The following is a 19,045-nucleotide window of genomic DNA, read 5'->3' on the forward strand; positions in this document are numbered from 1 at the left end:
GTAGGCCGTGCGGGATTCGAACCTGCGACCAACGGATTAAAAGTCGCCGGGTCGGAATACGAGGGCCTTAATATTCAAAGACTTGCAACGCTTGCCAAGCTCGACAGTCAACGTCACTCAAGGGGAAGAATTGGTACTTGTCGAATTGTACGTCACAAGTTCGTCACATAGCGTCAGTCTCGGGGCGATGCTCGCTCTGTACGCTCTGCATTGTTGCCTTTAAACACGATGAACTGTTGAGCCGCAAATTGCATACTGCACGATGCTTCGATAATATGATATTGACGTGACCGTTACCGTAATTCCAAGCTCGCGCCCAGGCGCCAACCTTTGCAAACGCAATTGGGTACAACCATGCCGATTGTTTTCCTCAGCGAGCTTATCGTGCCTGCATGCATTCTGGCGTTACCGGGTGCCATCTATCTGGTTCGGCATACGGAGCGCATGCTCCGCGCCCGCTATCAGGCGACGATCGGATCGTCCGCGTTCGGAATGGTGGCAACTGCGTGCCTGATTCTGCCAACTCTCTGGTATGTGTTGTTCTACGAACGTTGCAATGGACCCGACCGCGAGGTGATCCATATGCTCTGTGGAGGGTTTGTCATCATCTCAGCGGTCCTTCTCGCACTCATCAACTCTTCGACGATGCGCCTTGCCGACGCTGCCCTCTGCACAATCGCACAGGTTTTCCTAGTTGCGGCCGTGCTTGCGGTAGGATCGGTGCCGCCTCTGCTATGGGATCTGTACTTGGACGCTCGCTATTGGCGGTGGGAGCCCTGCCCGTCAAGACGCCCTTGACTTGCGCGCCCTCCGCCGAGTCATCGAGAAAATAGAGACGCCTGCTACCAGCGTGCGAGCTTTGTGTCGGGCTAAATCGATGCGCGCATCAGCCTGCGCAATGATGAGATTAGCCGAGGGCGGTGGGCCTGCTCGAAGCCCTTAGCCAATTGTCGCCGGCAAACTACCGATCAGCTTGCACCCGCATTCTGTTATGCAACCTTCAACTGCTACAGGTACGCCATTGACAGTGAAGGAGCTGCACGCGGTAGTGATTTTATTGACCCCGTGCGGCTTGCCTCCAGGGTAGAACTGCGGGCAGTCGACCTTATCTCCGAGCCTGGCGATCGCGCGTGCACGGACATCGTGGTCAGGTGAGCCACTGATGACCGTCCCACCGTGATCGGTTTTGTCGCCGACTGTAATTATTTTGAGAGGCATGTCTTTCTCCACAGGGCTGTTGAGGTCAGTATGTCGGTTGGCCGTCCGGCTCAAGCTCGATCGCATCCTGGATGCCCTTCCATGCGGGTAGTTCCGCTGGAGGCAGCGGCAATACCTGGTCGAGGCGAGTCAGCTTCAGATCGGGATTGAGGTCAAGCGCTTGATTGATTTGCTTGTATCGGCTCTTGCGCTCTGGATCGGGCAGGATCTCAAGTTCTCTGAGCACAACCTGCTCCTGTTTGTCGCGCTGACTCCAGTCTTTGGTGTCGAACATAAGCATCATCACCGCAGCGGAGAGCTTGCTTCCGAATTTCGTCCCTGCTTGGTAATACTCCACTGCTTCGGCGAAATCTTTACGAAGTTCGGCTCTGATCCCAAGCTTATAGGCAGCGGGGCCGTGGCCTTGTCTGTACGCGCACATCACCATCGCCTTCTCGGCATCGCGGCGCTGGGCCTTCAGATAGGCTTCCGCCAGGGTCATCTGCGCTTCCGGACTGCCGAGCTCCGCCGCCTTCAGGTAGTAGGTCCACGCGATTTGTTTATCTTGCGCGGCACCGCCGTAGCCGTGCTCGTGCGCGACACCGAGATCGTAGTAACCCCACGCCTGGCCGGCCGCTACGGCCGAGCGGACGATCTCGACCGATTTGTCCGCGTCGGGATCGAGCACATGGTTCTTGTCGAGGGGGCCAAGGCCGGTTCGGTAGAAGTAGGCCATCAATGCACGCGCGCCCCAGTCGCCGAGGTTCGCGGCCGCCTGCACATCGTGCAGAATGCTGAGCGCTTCCTGCCGTGTCAATTGCCACTCGATCTTGCTGCGCCACAGCTTGCGGGCATTAATGTAGAGCCGGTAGGCAGCCGGATCGCGGGTGCGCGGCATCGTGTCCTTCCACCGGCCGCATTCCGGGATCGGGCCGTTCACGTCGAAAGCCAGCAGGCCGGGGGGCATCGTGTGCATCTTCACGTACTCCAGATGTTGTTGTAGAAAATAGGCGCCGGTTACGACGGAGGCCGAAGCGGCGGCGATGTACATCCAGCGTCGAATTGTTGGTCGCATATCAGATCACCGGCGAACCTGGTTCCCTGTCGACGTGGAAGGTGGCGATCTGGCCCACTAGCGGCGATCCATTCGCCATGGCTTCACTGTTTTTTTGCATCAGCGTCAGCCATTTATTGAATGTCTCTTCCATATCGCCAAACTGCGCCGGCCCCACGTCCTTGGTGCATTGGTCGAACAGCTTCTTGCGCAAGTCAAACGCGACATCCTTGGCCTGGCTGAGCAAATTGAGCTCGCTGTCGAGAGCCATGCTGCGCACGTTCAGGTTGGCCGAGCCGACCGTGAAGGCCACGTCGTCGACGATTGCCACCTTGGCGTGGATGTAGGTTTCCTCGTAATCCTTGGTCGATTTCGGTTGCTCGGCGCCGCTCCACATCGACGCCATAAGCGCCTTGATCCCGCGCTTTTCCAACTCAACCGCCGTAATCGGCATCTTCGTCTTGCTGCGCTTGGCCTTCGCCACCGTTTCCTCGTGCTCCACCTTCATGGTCGCGCTGTTGCCGAGTTGCAGGGCAATGTCATAGGTCGCGATGTCCATGCCGTCCGTCTCGGGTGTCGAGGTCAGTATGAACACGTAGATGGGCTTGGTGTAGCCAGCGTCGCGCAGTGTCTCCACGCACTTCGTCAGGTGGTCGGCCCAGTCTTGGTACTGGATGTATTGGTTCTGGATGAAAATATAGTGCTGGGTGAGCCGGGTCAGGTTGGCATAACATTCCTTGATCGATTTTTCCTTGTACGCCGGGTAGGTGCGCATGAGCTGCGCGCTGTGCTGGCCGCCGCGCAGGATGAAATCGGCGGCCGTCAGGTGCTTCCTGCTTTGCACGAGCGGTGGAACTTTCTCCGGCTTCTTGTCGATCGCTTTGGCCACAGCGAGTGCCGCGCCGGCCACCAAGCCTGGTGGCGTCATCCAGATCGCGTTCATCAAGGACGATGTGGCTTGCTGTGCTTCGGCCCATCCATAGCAGAAATTGTGGTTCATGTCGTACAGGATGGGACCGCGCACGCGCAGCGACACGTCCTGGTACGGTTTTGCGGTAAAGGCGTATTTGCTTACGAATTCGGCGAGGCGCTCGGCCTTGTAGCGCGACGGTTGTGCAGGCTGGCCCGATAGCGCCTGCATCTGACGATCGTAGCGGTCCCACGCTTCGTCCATCATGGCCGTCAATTTGCCGACCGGTTCGGCCGGATTCTTCTTGTACAGTGTTTCGCGGCGCCCGTCCTGGAAGCGATGGTGGACTGTGTCCCAGAAGTCGGTCGTCGAGTTATGTCCCATCACATAGCCCACCGCGCGCGCCGGCGTTTCGTAATCGATCAGGATCATCTTTTGATGATGGGTGGGGTAGACGGCCCCCAGTACGCCTTTGGGGCCGATCTTGTACTGCTCACCCGCGAGCGCAAGCGGCAGGAACTTGATCGACACTTCACGCGTTTGCAACGCGATCCCCGGTACATTTCCTGCGATGATTTCGTCGAACCATTCGCGGTTGTACCGGTCGTGCGTTTCGCCGTAATAGCCGGCGTAGGCGCCGATCGTGGGAATGCGGCCCCCATACAAACCGGGATTGTTTTTTTGGATTGCATAGGAAGCGGCATTGTCATGCCAGAGCAGCAGGCGCACCGTGACCGGATTCTCTTTCCGGGTTGCGATCTGCTTGAGCAGGTCGCCGTAGCGCATGCCGTCCTCGGCCCCTTGACCGCGGATGAGCACCATGCCCGGGTCGAATCCCCAGGTGATGATGTCCACGCTATGTTGTGCCTCGAGGAGGTCTTTGTGGATGCGCCTGAACACCTCCTCACCGCAGATGAGGGGTTCGAGCTCGCAGGCGTGTCGCGGCGGGTAAGTTCCATGCTTGCTCGTCCTGACCCACCAGGGCAAGGACAGGCATTGGTAAGGTCCCACCTCCTGGTTGTAGCAGAGCTTCTGCTTGTAAAGCTTCGCATTCTCGTCCATTCCCATGATGTTTCCTTTGCGGGTCAAGGCCAGCGGCCAGCGGGCCGTGCGTCATGTGCGGTCGTTTGCCAACGTGTTGGCATCGATCCGGTCCTGGTGCAGCGTTACCTCATCCTCGGACAACAGCCCACCCGGATTCTCGTAGCCGTGGTAGCCCACGCCCGCGTTCTGCTCGTGCTGCTCGGCGTAAGCGCTGGCAGCGATATCGAAAGACTGGCCGGTCGGAAGCTCGACCTTGTACTCCGCGGTGGCCTCGAGTTCGTGCGCGAACTGAATGTTGCCCTTGTCGTTGACTTGCCCCTGCTCGATCAACGCCCCATCCTTGAACAGTTTGAAGGGCAAGCCGGCACTGACCATGCCAGCTGCCTCGGCATGGCTACCAATGTGCAGCGCGCCGCGGCCCTTGCGCAGTACATCGGCTACGGGCGGCATAGTGACCGCCATTTCCATGTTCTTTGCGTTGACAAAGCTATGGTGCGCGGCATGCGCGACGAAGTTGCCGTTGGTGCCGTGTTCGATGCCGCCGGCGGTGAACTTCGCATAGCTGCCGCCGCCGTTGATGACGACTTCTTCCTTGGCGCTGATCGTGATCCGGTTGGCGGTGTGGGTGATTTCCAGCTTTGCCAGCAGCTTGATGTTGTCCGACAAAGCCTGCAGGTCGATGTCGCCGGCCGCGGCCACCATCTTCATGCCGGCTTTCTGGACGAACAGCCGCAGCGACTGGCGGACGCTGGCAAAAAAATGCGTGCCGACAGAAAGAGACAGGCTTCTGCCGCTTGTCAGGGCCGTGTGGCGCTCGCTGGCAATGTGGGTGTCGGTGGCGGTCGTCGTCGCGATGCCGGCGGGACTTGCCAGCACCAGGTGCGGCTTGGCCAGTTCGGAGAAGCTGCCCGCTTTTGACTCCGGCCCTTTGACCGCGTCGTTCTGCGCTTGCAGTAGCGATGCAACGCCGTCCTGGTTGTCGGCAGGCTCCTGCGCGCCATTCTTTTGTGCGATCTCGGCAAGTAGTTGATGCTGCTCGGCGGCCAGCGTGAGGCGGCGCGTCGTCTCGTCCATGTCCTTGACCGGGCCGCGCGCGGCCTGGCGTGCTTCGGTCGTGATCAGCAGTCCCTTAGCTGCGCGCGCCACGCCATGCCCGTCGGTGCGCAGTTCCCAGCCTTCGCCGCGCGAGTCCTTGCGCCCGCTGGTGTCCTCGATGCGCGTGATGTGGCCGAGCGAGAGCTGGCTGCACTGATGGTCGCTTTTGAGCTGCGCCTGGATCTTGTCTTTGGTGTCATCGAGGACGAGGTGGTTGCCGCGCGCGCCGCCGCCCAGTTCCCGGCTGCGCAGGCCGGCGAGCGCCTGCTGCCCCGGCAGTTTCCAGGGCGGCATGTGTCTTGCGTTGTAGAGCGCTCCGATGATCAGCGGATGGTCGAGATTCCCGTTGGGGTAGACGACAGGCACCTCTTCGCCCACGCGCGGCAGGCGGATCTGTCCGAATTCGTTGCCGGCGGCCGGGGTCATGACCCGGACCCAGGGCGAGCTGTTTTCGTCGTACTTGTCCAGCCGGTTCCAGTGGAACTGCAGTTTTACGCGTGCAAGGCCGTCGGTGTGGATGTCGGCTCCGGCCGGGCCGACGACGATGGCCGTATGCAGTCCCGTGTAGATGTTCGGTTCGCTGTTGAAGTGCAGGCCGGGGCGCCAGCGTATGTCCTGGCGAATGCAGGTGAAGCGGTTTTCGTACACCGAGGGGGCACTTGGCCCGGCCTGGTAGTTGTTAGTGATCTCATGCTCGGCGGCCAGGATCAGGTAATAGCGGTCGCCGACGGGGACGCCGTGGCGCGGCTCGGTATCGTAGTCGGGCGGAAGCGGCTCGGCGCTGACGTGGCCGCCGAGCTTGAAGATGCGGCCGGGCACTACGCAGCGCTCGTTGCCCGCCGCCTCGAAATACTGCGTTTCCTTATCCGCTTCCTCCATACGCCGCCGCGCCAGCTGTTCGCCGTCGCTGTGCGTCGAAAAGCCGTACGCCCCGGTGTCCTCGTAGCGCTCGTAAGCGAAGATATCGCCCTGCCGGTTGACGGAGTGAGCGTCGGTGCGGTGCGCGCCGGGCTGCTTGTAGTTGAAGCTGGCCAGCGTGGTCTTGCCCGAGCCGACGCGCCGGATGGGCGTCCAGGTATAAATGCCGTCTTCCTCGCGCGAACCGCGCCCCTGGTCCTGGAAGGAGATGACGTACGCTTCCTCGTCGATTTTCTCGGCCAGGAGGCTGCTGTCCGAGATCACGAGCTTGTGGCCGTCGAATTCGTGATCGTACCGGTAGTGCAGGCCAAGCGCTTCCCAGCGCCGGTGCAGGTGGTTGTAGTCGCTCTCGTTGTACTGGTTGGCGAGGCTCAGGCGCGGGTCGTCGCCGGCCAGGAGCATGCGCCAGTTGGCCTGAGGGTAGTCCTTCAGAATGGCCTCGGTAATCTCGCGCACGCTCTTGTGGTGGAACGACATGCAGTTCGTGCGCAGCCGGGCGAACGCAAGCCAGGGTTCGAGCACCATCTGGTAGAAAGCGAAGCCGCCGTCGCTGCGCACGAAGCGGAACTCGGTGATGTAGCCGTTGAAGTAGCGCAGCGAGCCGTCTTCACGCACCAGCGAGATCGTCACCATCCGGCCCATCATGATTGTCAGCGGAATGCGCGGGTCGGGCGACAGCACTTCGAGCACGAAGCGGAAGCAGCGCGAGACCGCCTCGCTGGCGGCGAGCCTGTTCGGTAGCAGCAGCGCCGGGGGGCCGTCCTTGAACGGAAAATCGAGCCGCATGAGCCGATTGTGCTGGGATTCGCCGCTGAATGCGGATTGCGCGGCACCGGCCGCGATTGCCTGGCTTTCGCCCATTGACTGTCTCCATTGACCCGCCCGGCATGGCCGCAGCGGACGTGAAAAAAAATGTGCAACAGACACGTTACCTTGATGCTGCCAAGCGGCATTTGATTCGGATCAATGCGTTTCCCTGCGGCATATCTACAGTTTTCACGACAATTTATTTTGGAGCCTAGCGATGCCGCACAACTTGAAACGACCAGGACAAGCGCGTGCTGCAAGCACGTTGGGCCAGCCGCTGGCGCAGATGGACGGCTGGGTCAACACCGGGCCGGCGCTGCTGCGCAGCGAGGTGACGAGGCTTCACGGCCGTCTTTATTCGGTACAGTTCCGGGAGCAGGGCGCGGTCGAGGCCTGGAAGCGCGCGCTCGAAAACACCCTGCTCTGACCTTGTTGGCAGGATTCCGCCACGCTGTGCTGGCAGATCAGGCAGGAAGTCCTGCACCAGCTGGAAGCCATGTTTTCCTCCCCCACGGTTTTTGGGCAACTGAGCGCCCGCGATCACCAGCGGCTCGCGTTCGCGGCGAGCATGAACCTCAAGTACCACTTGAGCCAGGGGACGGTGATCGAGTCCACACCGGCGCTGGAAACGCTGCTGGCGAATTCGGACGTGGATCTCAGTCTGCCGATGAGCATGGTGGTGCCGCCCTATCGCGCCCAGTACCTGCGCTTCGGCGACACGGCCACGCGGTATCTGAAGGTGCCGAACCCGCAGTCGCCAGACCACGTCTTCGAGGGAGCGTTCTGTTTCCTGACCCGGCACGCTCTGTCGGGAGCCAGGGGAGAAGTGCTGGACGCTGGAACTCCTCTTCGTCACTAGGCGCCAAGACTGCTACGGCGGCCAGGTCGCGCTGCTCGGCGAAACGGACCGGGACGACGTCACGGTCGGCGAGTGGCTGAATCGGGTGCTGGCCTCCTTCACGGAAGCGCCGGGGAGTAAGTTCCACCGGTCGATGCATGCCGCGGTCAGCTATGTGGTGCGCGTGTTCCTCTACATGACCTTGAAGCAGGCGCGCGTGCTGCCGCACCGCGACTACGACGAGGCGCTGCGCCGCGCCGCCGGCCTGGGCGAGCGCAAGCGCGCCAAGCTCCTGCAGAGATCTGCCTCCCTCTACAACGGCATCCTCGTCGGCCCCGAGTCCTTGCCATCAAGCGCTAATTCGGGCGGGACGGGAGGTGGCATGGGGCCGCACTGGCGCCGGGGGCATTTCCGCATGCAGCCCTTCGGCATCGGCAACCAGCAGCGCAAACTCATTTTTGTGGCGCCGGTACTGATTCACGCGGACCAGTTGCAGGGCGAGCTGCCTGCACCGAAACCGTACAGGGCCGGCGCTGCTGCGGTGACCGGGGCTTAGCCAAGTTCCGCACCCGCGCCGGTGTGAGTCCGCTCAAGCGGGCAGGCGAAGTGCCGACCTGATGTCGGGCCGGCTGGCGACGCCGGCTGTCCCGGTAAGAAAAGTGTCCCAGCCGAGCCGGTGCGGCGCCGTTCTCGTGTTCAGGGTAAAGCGCTTGAGGCAGGGAGGCGCCAGCAGCAGCCGTACTTCGTAGCGCAACATGGGCACAGCGAACAGGCTGGCCATTTCTTCCAGGGCGGCGAGCGCGTCGCCGCCGGGAAGAAACCCTTGTACCTGCGCTTCGCCCAGCGGGCCGACGTACAGCCGGGCGCTCAGGTCCTGGCGCCACTGGCGGACGCCAAGTGCCGCACTGGTGCCGAGTACCGGCATCGTGATGCCAAGGGTGCTGCGGCGGTTCTCGGGGATCGCTTCCCAGCAGCCGACGAACTGCTCCAGTCGGACCGGTACGCCGAAGTGGGCGGTGAGGATCCGTTCGATGGTGCCTGCCGAGACGGGACGCGTCCTGAGCAGCCCGGCAAAATAGGCCGTCGTTTCCTGCCGTACCAAGCCTCGGGCGGGCCGGGACTTAGTGCCCGCCAGTGCGGCCAGCATCGGCAGCAAGCTGTCCTGGCCGCGCACGTTGACGTCGTGCTCGACTCGGTACTTGCCCCATGCCTCATAAAACAGTCCGGTCAACCGGTTCGACAGGACATCGAGCAGCGCGTGCTGGCTGGTGTCGCCATCGAGCGTCTTGCGTGCGGCGATGCGCTCGGTGTCGTGCAGGGGCAAGGTGCCGCCGGCGCCCAGCAGCCCGATGAACGCGGGCGTGATAAAGATGCGCTTGAACTGGCCGGTGCGCAGCGCTTCGATGGCGTCCTGCGCTTTCGGCTCGATCTCGAGCGCGTGAACTTCGCTGGCCGGGAACGACAGCGACAGGCTGTTCCTGAAGGCGAGTACGTCGCGGAAGGCGCGCTCGTAAGGAATGCCCTGGCGGCGCAGTTCACGCAGCAGGAGCGTGATCAGTTGCGTGAACTCGAACCGCTGCGGCTCGGCCAGCAGCAACCCGATCACACCAGTGGCATGCTGCCGCTTCGTGGTTTGCATCGGAACAGTTCCTTTCCACTTGATCGAGACAGGATGACGAGTTCGACAAAACTGTTGACGTGAACGTACAGCGCGAAGAACTGGTCGAGGGCTTCCGCAAACAGGTGCATGCCGGCGCCGGCGTAGGCTTCCTCGTCGAGCGTGAGGCGAATTTCCATGCCGTGCACCAGCGACGGTCCGCCCTTGTACTTGATCCACGCCGTGGTCCTGCTCTGGTCGAGGGCGTGGATGCCGGCGATCTGGCGGCGCGAAACAGGCGAGGGCGCCAGGTCGTACAGGGTCAGCATTTCGCGCAGCCCTTGCGCCCCTTCCTGAACCAGCGAGTGGTGGTTGAGCGACAGGTGCGAAATCAGGCGCCACTGCATGTCAGGGCCGTTTTCCAGGCGTACCGGGCGGGTCGGCCTGCGCAACAGGCGAATCGCATTGCCGGCCGTCGCTCCAGGAACGAACAGATCGCCATCAAGCGCCCCGATCTGGAGCGCGCATGGCAGGTCGCGGTTCGTGCTGGTCAGGTCGATGGACAAAGTGTTTGTCCCGATATCGAACGGTTCGCAGTCGGCATTGACGAGCGCAATCGATTTTTCGTGTCCCGGACTGCAGATGGCAAGGGTCTCGTCATGGCGAAGCAGCCAGTACCGGCCTCGACCCGAACCGTCTTCCTGCCCGTGCCTGAGCGAATAGAATGGGCGAAATTCCGTGACGGTTGAATCGTTACCGTTTTGGTGAACCATGCGTACCTTGTCGACCGAGTACACCTCGTACGCTTGCGGGCAGTTGCCGTGCGCAAGCACGGTGTAGTCTGCGGAAAGTTGGTTATACGTGATTGGTACGCCCGGCTGCTTGAACAGGTTGACGACCGGCGTGCAGCCCTGCAGCAGATGTTGTTTCGACAGGTTCGCCAGCATGCGCGCCTTGTCGCCGTCGGGACGAATGTCGGCCAGGGCCAGGTGCAGCGTGAGGTGCGTACACGCAGGCGGCAGGCTCGCGAACAATGTCGGAAGGTCGATATCGAAAAAATTGAATTTCTCGGGGAAGGCGAAATATTCGGCCAGGATGCGGTAAGCCGTGTGGGACCGGGCGTCGAAGGGGATGAGCGCCTCGTCGTCCGCGAAGCCGGCCGGCGTGACCGGCACTGCCAATAATCGTTGCCAAGGCCCATCATTCGCGATCTGGACGTAGGCGGCGCGGGTGTTGACGAAGAGGGCATCGCGCAACGCGGCGCAGAACGACGAGTCGCCATCGGCGTACAGGCGCACGGCGGGAGATTTAACCGAAGACAGCGGCTGCCCCGGCTGGGCCGATGCGAATCTCAATGTCAGCGAAGAAGTAACGTCCTCCGGTAGCCGGGTGGCGACCGGCGCGCAGATGAGCGTCTCGAAGCTTGCCTCGGCCAGCACGACCGTCGATGGAGCGATGTCGTAAACGGTCTTGAACGTGCACGCCACGCCTCCCACGGGCGCCGACTGCAGCAGCGTCCCGCGGGGCATCGCGACATCGTCGGCACCTGGCTCGCCGAGAATGCGAGCGATTGCGCAGGACGGAAACGGCCGCAGGTAATGCGGAAAAAGCTGGTTGAGCAGCGCCTCGGTGAACTGCGGGTACGAATCGTCCAGGCGCTTGGAGACACGCGCGCTGAGCAGCGCGACGCCCTGGAGCAGGCGCTCTACGTGCGGGTCGTCGCAGGTGTCGCCGCCCATCTGCAGTTTCGCGGCGACCTTGGGGTAGCGCTGGGCATATTCCCGGCACAGCGAGCGCAGGATCACGAGTTCGTGCTCGTATTTCGCAAACAGTTCATCCATGGGTGCGGCGGTTTCCCGTTTTCTAGTTTGTGCCTTCGATCGAATACTGCTGGAGCGAAGGGCGGAACACGGCATTGAAGGACATCGGTTCGTTCAGCGGACCGCTTTTAAGGCGGGCCGTGATGACTAAGTCGACGCGGTTGATGGCGCCTTTGCGGGGACGCAGCGTCACCGCCACCTCATGCAGGCGCGGTTCGTGGCGCTGGATGGCCGCCTGGACGGCCTGGCAAATCTTGCGCTGGTCGGTGTCGCTGTTCATGCACATGCCAGCGAAGTCGATCAAGCCGTAGTTCACGATGGAGCCCGACACCTCGTTGTAGGGTACGAGCGCCGCCGGCGAGATGGCCGAGCGAGTGTTGAGCAGCGCCTGCAGGTCGCGGGTGATGCTGCGCATCGCCTCGTCCATTGCCCGCGCGTGCATGTCGCGCCGGTTGCCCGACGCCGGGGTGTCATCGTTGTCCAGGCGATCGAACAATCCGGGTGTGAAACCTTGCATCGTGTTCTCCTCAATGAGGCCGGAAGCGACCACGGCAGCCATTATCGAGTCTTGAAACAGTGAACTATTGCGCTTTCGCAATAGAGGCATGACCGAGTTTCAACAGTGTATTGGGATGATCCAAATCAATAACCGTCGCGCGGCGCAAAGCCATGCTTCCAAGAATCTGTTCAGCTACAATATTCAGGCGGAGAAAATTATGAGCACGACATCGAAGATCCTGTGGTCCGAAGGACTGACCCTGGGGCCGCAACACTTCCAGCGCCAGGACCTGTACCACGAAACGCGCCTACAGCAAATCGCGTCCGCCCTGAACCCGCACTTCTGGGGTGTGCGTTCGGTACGGTGGAAACTGGATGACCTGGGCCACAACCGGCTCAGTGCCGATGGGTTGTCGGTCATCTTCCCGGATGGCGAGTTGTACGATGCGCCAGGCGCCGATGTGTTGCCGGAGTCAGTCGACCTCTCGCGCCTGCCACCGAATCAAGACGTGTTCACGTTCCACGTGGCGCTGGCCCTCGTCAAGCCGCACGGCGGCAACGCTGACGAGAACGGGCGCTATGTGCGCTGCGACCTGGTAACCCCCGACCTGTTCAGCGAGGCCCTGGCGATCGATGTGCCCTTCCTGACAAAGAGGGCCAGACTGTTGATGGAGGCCGAGACGCGCGCGCCGCATTCCAGCGTGCCCGTTGTACAGGTGCGCCGCGCGGAGCAGGGTGGGTTCGAGATCGTCCCGTCGTTTATCCCGCCAAGTGTCAAGATCGGCGCCGCACCAGGCCTGCGGTGCATGCTCGATGGACTGGTCAGCGTCATGACGGCGAAAATCGAATCTCTCCAGCGCATGCACCGTAAGGCCAGCAATGAAGTGTACGAAGTCGGGGCAGGCGATATTTCGTCGTGGTGGATGCTCAACATCGTGAGCACGGCCAACGCGCTGCTGATGCACTGCGCCCGGTCCCCGGGCCTGCATCCCGAAGTCATGTTCCAGCAAATGCTCGCCGCGGCCGGCGGGCTGATGACGTTTTCCGACCGCTACAAGACGGCCGACCTGCCGGCTTATCGGCATGAAGCCCTAGGTGAGGTGTTTGCGCAACTGGATGCCTTGCTGCGTGACCTGGTCGACACGGTCATCGGATCGAAGTATTTCATCATCCCGCTGGTGACCGACCGCAGCCGGCGGCCCTACTCGCAAGCTGTACTCGATCCGGCGAAGGTGACGAAACAGACGCAGCTCTATCTGGCGGTGACCGCCGACATGTCAGGACTCGAGCTGGTCGCGACGGTGCCGATGCGGCTCAAGGTCGCCGCGCCCGACAACCTGGAGAGTATCGTCGGCTCGGCCCTGCCAGGTGTACCCCTGGCGCACATGCCTCAGGTTCCGCCAGCGATCCCGGTGCGGCCCAACACCTACTACTTCTCGATATCCACGAAAAGCCCGCTGTACGAGAAGGCGCTGGACGCGGGTGCGTTGGCGGTGTATGCGCCGGACGGGATACCGGGACTGAAAATCGAGTTGATTGCTGTTACCTGAGTAGCACGGCACTTGAAGCGGCCGCCGCCAGTCTAGTCCGGCTTGTCGAGCAAGAAGTCGAGCCGTGCGTCGAGCGTTCTGTGGACTTGCCGGCTTGATATGGTCGACCGGTCAACGCTGGGACTTTTCTGCTGGCGCGGTCTTTTTGGCGGACTACCTGATGGGAACCGTATCGCATACATCGCTGGCGGTAACAAACCGTCCGGCGAGCGGAACGACTTGCGGTCTAGCCCAGCGGGCACGTACCACTTCCCGACCAGCGGCTCCTAGAGCGCACCCAGTCGAAATGCAACCTCAATAAACTTTCTCGTCGGATGCCGTCTTAACGCGTGCCCGATTCCGAGTTCAGCTCCTGCCAACGGACGATGAGCGACAGTGATAGCCTTTTCTTTAGGTTCTTCACGGATTTCCGGGCAACGCGGCTTTCATTTTTTGGAAGAAGAAATCGCTGTGCGGGGAGTGGCAACGCAGGCCACCCTTCGGTGCAGCGACAATTCGGTCCCTCGATCGAAACTTGCCGCGGCGGTGGACGCAGTTACCGGCTCGCGCCCTTACGCGCTCCGTACGAGATCAGCCTGCGCGCCGTCTTGCCCATGAAGTCTGCGGGGCAGTTCAGACCCGACCACGGTTCCCTTGTAGTCGCTTCCAGTGCGGCGTCGATCCCTTCCCTGGTCAGCGCGTCGAGCTTGCGCGGCGGCTTCGCCAGCATCAGGTCCAGCACCTCGCCCCTGCAGCGGTCAATAACCGAGATCAGCGCGCTGCGTTCCTGGCCGAGATACCAACGGTAAGGATCCGCGCCCAGTGCCAGCAACAGCGATGCCAGGCTGTCGTCTTCGGGAGCATTGCAACTGCTGCCGTCGTACGACCAGGCTGGGCATCGCTTCGCGTCGACGTTGAAGTCGTATTTCTTTGCCTTGAGCTTTTCGAGGAATACCTTGCGCCAATGGTCGCGGTCCGTCAGCGCGTCAGTGTTGGATTCGAGCGAGTGATTCTTGTCGCAGTGATCGACGATCGTCGACACCAGCGCGCCTGGGTCATCATGGCCGGTGCGATGCATGACCGCTCCGTTGTCGAGCAGCCAGCTGGCGAATTCGAGGTTGCAGATGGAGGCCGCCCGTTTCATGCTGCGGTAGCCCTGTTCGCCCCTGATCGACTGCTCCACGCTCGGGTAGTGCTGGACCAGGCCGGCGGCGATCGCTAGGTACTGCTGCCGCACCGTCAAGGTGGCTGGATACGAACTAGCTTGCGCGATCTCGGAGAGCAGGTCATCTGCCTGCTCGGGCTTGATCCCATAGGCGAGCAGGCGCGCCAGCACCTTCGGATGGCGCACCGAGTGTTCCAGGTACTCGCCCGCCAGCTCCGAGCGTGGGTCCAGCTTTTTGGTCGACAGGAGAAAATCGAGGAGCTCGGGTTGGCTGCCGGACTCATAGGCGTCGAACGAATCGCTAAACGGGGTGGTGACGATTGTTTCGTTCACTGCCGTCGGCTTGAATGGCTCGGCTCCCGCCTTCACCAGCATGTCGACGATCTGCAGGTCCGCCGGCTTCGCCTTGACCGCGCGGTTCAGCACCTCGTCCTGGTCATAGCGTCCGGCGCGCTTGTCAACCGCGCCGTTTCCGGCCACGTCGGCGCCGCGCTTGATCAGCGCCTTGACTATGCGCGCGTCCTGCACCTTGCCGAGGAAGGCCATATCCAGCGGTGTCTGATCGCGGCTGCTCTTGGTATTGACGTCGGTGCCGGGCGCCGCCAGCAGCTTTTCCACCTGCGCGGCGTCACCGTCGCGCACCGCCCGGTGCAGTGGCGAGAAGCTGGCTTCGTGCTCGCGCTCGTAGCGGGCGTCGCCCGCCTTTTCTGCTTCGCCGGTAAAAACGCGCGCATAGGCAGGCAACGAGCCGAGCGCGCAAGCAACCATCCGTTCGCCGAGCCGGATCTCGTCCGGGTCACTGCTTTTCTTGAGGTGCTGGCCAACCTCGTATTGGGCCTGGTAGCTGTGGCGCAATGCCGCAAATTCATCTATTGCGGTGGGGCTGTTTCCCGACAGTCCGTTAGTGACGCCCGACGCCAGTATCCCGTCGCCTACGAAGGCATACAGGGCGCCAAGCCTGCGCTCGTACATCCATTCCATCAGCTGGATCAGCCGGAACTCCACGGCCAGGTCCGATTGGCGTCGCTCGCTCATCAGGAAGAACAGGTTGGCGCGCGCAATCCAGTTGCCGGCACGTGCAGCTTGGTTAAGCCCGTGCAGCAGCGCATCATCATCGCGGCTGTCTGGCAGCCCATCGATATAGCGTTCCACCGCGTCCATCATTGGGACCGGGCCGACTTCAACCGGCGTTTTGCAGGAAAAGGTCTTCAGGTCATGGTCGGCAGCCATGTCCTTCATGACGCTATCAAAAACGGCAGTGTTACGTTCGCCGAGCTTCTCGCGTGTCAAACCAGCTGGCACCAGGCCTAGCCATTCCAGGAAGGCCGGGTTTTCCAGCCCACCCTGCAGCACTGGTGCGGCATGCTGAGGTGGAATGGACGCGGCTTCCCATCCTCCGATGCAGGCCGTGCAGCTGATAGAGATGAGAGCAATGGCAAGCATTCTCTTGGTCATGTCTTTTTGCGCGCACAACATTGATGCACCCTCCTTGTAATTAATCGGCTAACCAGATAAGCCTATCGAATTACCACGGAGGGGTGTTGCCTTAATACAAGATAAAGGATCAACGGGGCTGGCACGACCTGCGACCATAGCAGAAGGGGCTGCGCCACACGAATATGGCGCAGTAGTAGGAAAAAGGACCGCTGCAAACACAAAAAAGGCCCCATGATTTCTCATGGAGCCTTCAGTGCTACTGCGCATTCGTGGTAGGCCGTGCGGGATTCGAACCTGCGACCAACGGATTAAAAGTCCGCTGCTCTACCAGCTGAGCTAACGACCCGAAAGAAGCAAGATTATAGGGGCGAACGCCGATGCTGTCAAACGTCCATGCCCAAAATCTTGCCGTAGAACCTTATTTGAGCACCGCCAGCCGGTCCTTGGCCGATTGCGCCGCCGGGGTGCCCGGGAACTTGCTCACCAGTTGCTGCAGTGTCTTCTTCGCCTTCGGCAGGTCCTTCAGTTCGGCATAGCTGGTGGCCATGTTCAGCATGGCGTCGGCCGCCTTCGGGCTGGTGCCGTAGGTGGTGGTGACGATTTCCTGGGCCGCGATCGCTTTCTTGTAGTCGCGCTGGGCGTAATAGGCATTGCCCAGCCAGTACTGCGCATTCGCGGCATAGGCCGAATCCGGATAACGCTTCACAAAGTCCTGCAACGAAGCGGCGGCAGCCTTGTAGTCGCCGCCCTTGAACGTTTCCATCGCGCTGTCGTAGGCCTGCTTTTCCGACGGCAGCACTTCGGCGGTCTGGCCGTCGATGTTTTCCTGGCGCGGTTCGAGTTTCTTGATGCGGGCGTCGAGGTCGGCGTACAGGGTGCGCTGGCCGTTCTGCGCCTTGGCGACTTCGTTGGCCAGCACTTCGATCTGGCCGCGCAGCTTGGCGATCTCGGCCATGGTGCGCTCGTTCTGGTTCAGCATGTCGAGCGTCGCGGTCTTGTCGGCCTTGTTGTCGATGCGGCCGTTCAGGTCGCGCGCGATGTTGTCGACTTTAGCGCGCAGGTCGAGGATGGCCTTGCGGGCTTCGGCGTCGTCGAGCAGGCCGGCGGAGGCCTGCAGCGGCAGCCAGGCGGCGATCAGTAGGCAGGCAAGACGGGACGGAAGCAGTTTCTTCATGTCGGAGCTCTTTCTAAACCAGTGTTGCAATGGAAAACGGGGCGGGTTGCAGTCTGCACTGCACCCGCCCCGCTGTCAATTAACCGGGTCTTAATGCGACCCGGACGCGACAGGATTACTGATAAACGATGTCGGCGCGACGGTTTTCAGCCCAGGCCGATTCGCCCGAACCGGTGGCTTTTGGCTTTTCTTCGCCCAGCGAGACGGCTTCCATCTGGCTTTCCGACACGCCCAGCGATGCCATCGAACGACGGACGGCTTCGGCGCGCTTCTGGCCCAGGGCCAGGTTGTATTCGGTGCCGCCGCGATCATCGGTGTTACCTTGGATCAGGACTTTGCGGCCCTGGTTCTTGGTCAGGTAGCCCGAGTGGTTCGACACGACCGGCTTGCCGTCTTCGCGCACGACGTAGCTGTCGAAGTCGAAGTAGACGCTGCGGTTGGCCAGCACGCCTTGCGGATCGTTCAGCGGGTCGGTGGTTGCGGTTTCGACTGGACGCACGTCGCGTGGGTCGGCGGCAGCGGCGACTGGCGTTGGCGACTTTTCTTCGACTGGCGCTGGTGCGTCCGGCACTGGGGTTTTGCACGCTGCCAGCAGGGCAGCGGAGGCGATGATGAATGCGAGGCTCTTGGTATTGCGCATGGTTTCTCTCCTGGTCTTGGTTAGTGATTTGCTGCTATTACTTCATGAAAGGACCCCAGCTGGGCTCCCGAATGTTTCCCGCTTTGGTCGTCAAACGTTGCTTGACCCGTCCATCCACCGAAACCACGGCCAGCGCAGTACGCCCGCCGCCTTTGTTCGCATACATGATGTACTTGCCGTTAGGCGAAAAACTCGGTTCGGTGGCCCCATCGGCCAGGCGCAGTTCCTGGCCGCTGGCCAGGTCCATCGCAAAGAGGGAATATCCGCCGTCGCGCTGCGAAATCCAGGCCAGGGTCTTGCCGTCTGGAGCCACGCGCGGGCTGATGTTATAGCTGCCATTGAAGGTGACGCGGCTTGCATTTCCGCCGTTCACGCTCATTTTATAAATCTGCGGGCCGCCGCTGCGGTCGCTGGTGAAATAAATGGTCTGGCCGTCGGCCGAGAATTGCGGCTCGGTGTCGATGCCGTTGCTGTTGCTCAGGCGGCGCAGGCCGGAACCGTCGGCATTCACGATATACACCTGGTAGCTGCCCGATTTCGACAGGGCGATCGCCAGCTTGCTGCCGTCCGGCGACCAGCTCGGCGCCGAATTGCTGCCTTTTTCGTTGGCGATGACGCGGCGCTTGCCGCTAACCAGATCCTGCATGTAGATGACGGGCTTGCGGTCTTCGAACGACACGTAGGCGACCTTGCCGCCGTCCGGCGACCACGATGGCGAAATGATCGGTTCGCGGCCCTGCACGGCGATGATTTCGTTTTCGCCGTCGGCGTCGGCTACAGCCAGCGCGTAATTGCGGCCGGCACGGTTTTCTTTCACGTAGGCGATGCGGGTCGAGAAAATGCCGCGCACGCCGGTGAGTTTTTCGTATACGTCGTCGGCGATGCGGTGGGCTTGCAGGCGGGTATAGCGCGGCTGCACTTCGCCGCCCAGGGCCGACAACTGGCCGCCCTTGACGGTATCGAAGAGTTTATAGCGCACGGCGAAACGGCCGTCCGGCTGGCGCGATACGCTGCCGACGACAAGCGCATCGGCGCCGCGCGCTTTCCAGGCGCCGGCGTCGATGTTCGCGCTGTCGCTGATCACCTGGCCGGCGTCGATTACCTTGAACACGCCGCTGCGTTCCAGGTCGGCGCGAATAATCGCCGACACCTGGTCGGGCGCCACGCCTTCGTCGGCGAACGCCGCTACGGCGACCGGAATCTGGGTGCTGCTGACGCCGGCGATCTCGACGCGGAATTGCGCGTGCGCGGCGCTGCCCATCAGGAGGGAAACGCTGAACAGAAGGGTATGTAGTTTCTTCATTGGGCCTCTCAATATTGGT

At 61.7% G+C, this 19,045-nt stretch carries 15 protein-coding genes and 1 tRNA gene; 4 read left to right on the forward strand and 12 right to left on the reverse strand.

What is annotated here, in order from left to right; translation table 11 throughout:
- Window positions 1-939: 939 nt before the first annotated feature.
- Genes QWL29_RS19845 through QWL29_RS19860 form a run of 4 tightly spaced genes read right to left on the reverse strand, consistent with a single transcriptional unit; the run spans window position 940 to window position 7,079 of the window.
- Window positions 940-1,218, reverse strand: a complete 279-nt coding sequence (locus tag QWL29_RS19845) for a PAAR domain-containing protein (RefSeq protein ID WP_305824607.1) — start codon at window positions 1,216-1,218, stop codon at window positions 940-942.
- Between the two features lie 25 nt (window positions 1,219-1,243).
- Complete coding sequence (locus QWL29_RS19850; protein ID WP_305824608.1) at window positions 1,244-2,248, reverse strand: SEL1-like repeat protein; 1,005 nt, start codon at window positions 2,246-2,248, stop codon at window positions 1,244-1,246.
- A gap of 25 nt (window positions 2,249-2,273) precedes the next feature.
- Complete coding sequence (locus tag QWL29_RS19855) at window positions 2,274-4,229, reverse strand: phospholipase D-like domain-containing protein (RefSeq protein WP_305824609.1); 1,956 nt, start codon at window positions 4,227-4,229, stop codon at window positions 2,274-2,276.
- Window positions 4,230-4,274: 45 nt separating this feature from the next.
- Window positions 4,275-7,079 carry a type VI secretion system Vgr family protein gene (locus QWL29_RS19860; protein ID WP_305824610.1) on the reverse strand — a complete coding sequence of 935 codons (2,805 nt, stop codon included), beginning with the start codon at window positions 7,077-7,079 and terminating at the stop codon, window positions 4,275-4,277.
- A gap of 163 nt (window positions 7,080-7,242) precedes the next feature.
- Between QWL29_RS19860 and QWL29_RS19865 the strand changes: the two genes are divergently transcribed.
- The 3 genes from QWL29_RS19865 to QWL29_RS19875 all read left to right on the forward strand — a co-directional run bounded on the left by QWL29_RS19865 (window position 7,243) and on the right by QWL29_RS19875 (window position 8,419).
- Window positions 7,243-7,452 (forward strand): hypothetical protein, encoded by a 210-nt coding sequence (locus QWL29_RS19865; RefSeq protein WP_305824611.1) that lies wholly within the window; start codon window positions 7,243-7,245, stop codon window positions 7,450-7,452.
- A 69-nt stretch (window positions 7,453-7,521) separates the two neighbouring features.
- A complete protein-coding gene (locus tag QWL29_RS19870) occupies window positions 7,522-7,884 on the forward strand; it encodes a hypothetical protein (RefSeq protein WP_305824612.1) in 363 nt (120 codons plus the stop codon).
- The gene (locus tag QWL29_RS19875) at window positions 7,862-8,419 is read left to right on the forward strand and encodes an AcrVA2 family anti-CRISPR protein (RefSeq protein WP_502572778.1); all 558 of its coding nucleotides are present in this window, start codon (window positions 7,862-7,864) and stop codon (window positions 8,417-8,419) included. The genes QWL29_RS19870 and QWL29_RS19875 overlap by 23 nt, the downstream gene beginning before the upstream one ends.
- Before the next feature lie 33 nt (window positions 8,420-8,452).
- On the opposite strand, the gene tssG is transcribed toward QWL29_RS19875, so the two are convergent.
- Genes tssG through tssE form a run of 3 tightly spaced genes read right to left on the reverse strand, consistent with a single transcriptional unit; the run spans window position 8,453 to window position 11,839 of the window.
- Window positions 8,453-9,502: a type VI secretion system baseplate subunit TssG gene (tssG, locus tag QWL29_RS19880; protein WP_305824614.1), complete on the reverse strand. Its 1,050-nt coding sequence runs from the start codon at window positions 9,500-9,502 to the stop codon at window positions 8,453-8,455.
- A complete protein-coding gene (gene tssF, locus QWL29_RS19885; RefSeq protein ID WP_305824615.1) occupies window positions 9,466-11,301 on the reverse strand; it encodes a type VI secretion system baseplate subunit TssF in 1,836 nt (611 codons plus the stop codon). Before tssF ends, tssG begins: the two co-directional genes overlap by 37 nt.
- A gap of 22 nt (window positions 11,302-11,323) precedes the next feature.
- Window positions 11,324-11,839 (reverse strand): type VI secretion system baseplate subunit TssE, encoded by a 516-nt coding sequence (gene tssE, locus QWL29_RS19890; protein WP_305824616.1) that lies wholly within the window; start codon window positions 11,837-11,839, stop codon window positions 11,324-11,326.
- A 46-nt stretch (window positions 11,840-11,885) separates the two neighbouring features.
- Between tssE and tssK the strand changes: the two genes are divergently transcribed.
- On the forward strand, window positions 11,886-13,328 hold the full coding sequence (tssK, locus tag QWL29_RS19895) for a type VI secretion system baseplate subunit TssK (protein ID WP_305824617.1): 1,443 nt from the start codon (window positions 11,886-11,888) through the stop codon (window positions 13,326-13,328).
- Between the two features lie 535 nt (window positions 13,329-13,863).
- On the opposite strand, the gene QWL29_RS19900 is transcribed toward tssK, so the two are convergent.
- From QWL29_RS19900 to tolB, 5 genes are all read right to left on the reverse strand, one after another.
- The gene (locus QWL29_RS19900) at window positions 13,864-15,927 is read right to left on the reverse strand and encodes an ankyrin repeat domain-containing protein (protein WP_305824618.1); all 2,064 of its coding nucleotides are present in this window, start codon (window positions 15,925-15,927) and stop codon (window positions 13,864-13,866) included.
- Window positions 15,928-16,179: 252 nt separating this feature from the next.
- Window positions 16,180-16,255: transfer RNA gene (locus tag QWL29_RS19905), tRNA-Lys, on the reverse strand.
- Window positions 16,256-16,327: 72 nt separating this feature from the next.
- Complete coding sequence (gene ybgF, locus QWL29_RS19910) at window positions 16,328-17,083, reverse strand: tol-pal system protein YbgF (protein ID WP_305824619.1); 756 nt, start codon at window positions 17,081-17,083, stop codon at window positions 16,328-16,330.
- 115 nt (window positions 17,084-17,198) lie between these two features.
- Window positions 17,199-17,723, reverse strand: coding sequence for a peptidoglycan-associated lipoprotein Pal (gene pal / locus QWL29_RS19915; RefSeq protein ID WP_305824620.1), 525 nt, complete (start codon window positions 17,721-17,723; stop codon window positions 17,199-17,201).
- Window positions 17,724-17,760: 37 nt separating this feature from the next.
- Window positions 17,761-19,026: a Tol-Pal system beta propeller repeat protein TolB gene (gene tolB, locus QWL29_RS19920; RefSeq protein WP_305824621.1), complete on the reverse strand. Its 1,266-nt coding sequence runs from the start codon at window positions 19,024-19,026 to the stop codon at window positions 17,761-17,763.
- Window positions 19,027-19,045 lie beyond the last annotated feature (19 nt).

Origin of the sequence: Massilia brevitalea (assembly GCF_030711405.1) — a bacterium.
In the GTDB taxonomy this organism is placed as follows: domain Bacteria; phylum Pseudomonadota; class Gammaproteobacteria; order Burkholderiales; family Burkholderiaceae_D; genus Telluria; species Telluria brevitalea.

What these genes read in the sequence shown, in the direction of transcription:
- tssE (WP_305824616.1), bottom strand. Translation starts at nt 11,839, where the DNA reads ATGGCTGCCGTGGTCGCTTCCGGCCTCATTGAGGAGAACACGATGCAA.
- tssK (WP_305824617.1), top strand. Translation starts at nt 11,886, where the DNA reads ATGACCGAGTTTCAACAGTGTATTGGGATGATCCAAATCAATAACCGT.
- QWL29_RS19870 (WP_305824612.1), top strand. Translation starts at nt 7,522, where the DNA reads ATGTTTTCCTCCCCCACGGTTTTTGGGCAACTGAGCGCCCGCGATCAC.
- tolB (WP_305824621.1), bottom strand. Translation starts at nt 19,026, where the DNA reads ATGAAGAAACTACATACCCTTCTGTTCAGCGTTTCCCTCCTGATGGGC.
- QWL29_RS19845 (WP_305824607.1), bottom strand. Translation starts at nt 1,218, where the DNA reads ATGCCTCTCAAAATAATTACAGTCGGCGACAAAACCGATCACGGTGGG.
- pal (WP_305824620.1), bottom strand. Translation starts at nt 17,723, where the DNA reads ATGCGCAATACCAAGAGCCTCGCATTCATCATCGCCTCCGCTGCCCTG.
- QWL29_RS19865 (WP_305824611.1), top strand. Translation starts at nt 7,243, where the DNA reads ATGCCGCACAACTTGAAACGACCAGGACAAGCGCGTGCTGCAAGCACG.
- QWL29_RS19900 (WP_305824618.1), bottom strand. Translation starts at nt 15,927, where the DNA reads ATGACCAAGAGAATGCTTGCCATTGCTCTCATCTCTATCAGCTGCACG.
- tssF (WP_305824615.1), bottom strand. Translation starts at nt 11,301, where the DNA reads ATGGATGAACTGTTTGCGAAATACGAGCACGAACTCGTGATCCTGCGC.
- QWL29_RS19850 (WP_305824608.1), bottom strand. Translation starts at nt 2,248, where the DNA reads ATGTACATCGCCGCCGCTTCGGCCTCCGTCGTAACCGGCGCCTATTTT.
- ybgF (WP_305824619.1), bottom strand. Translation starts at nt 17,083, where the DNA reads ATGAAGAAACTGCTTCCGTCCCGTCTTGCCTGCCTACTGATCGCCGCC.
- QWL29_RS19855 (WP_305824609.1), bottom strand. Translation starts at nt 4,229, where the DNA reads ATGGGAATGGACGAGAATGCGAAGCTTTACAAGCAGAAGCTCTGCTAC.
- tssG (WP_305824614.1), bottom strand. Translation starts at nt 9,502, where the DNA reads ATGCAAACCACGAAGCGGCAGCATGCCACTGGTGTGATCGGGTTGCTG.
- QWL29_RS19860 (WP_305824610.1), bottom strand. Translation starts at nt 7,079, where the DNA reads ATGGGCGAAAGCCAGGCAATCGCGGCCGGTGCCGCGCAATCCGCATTC.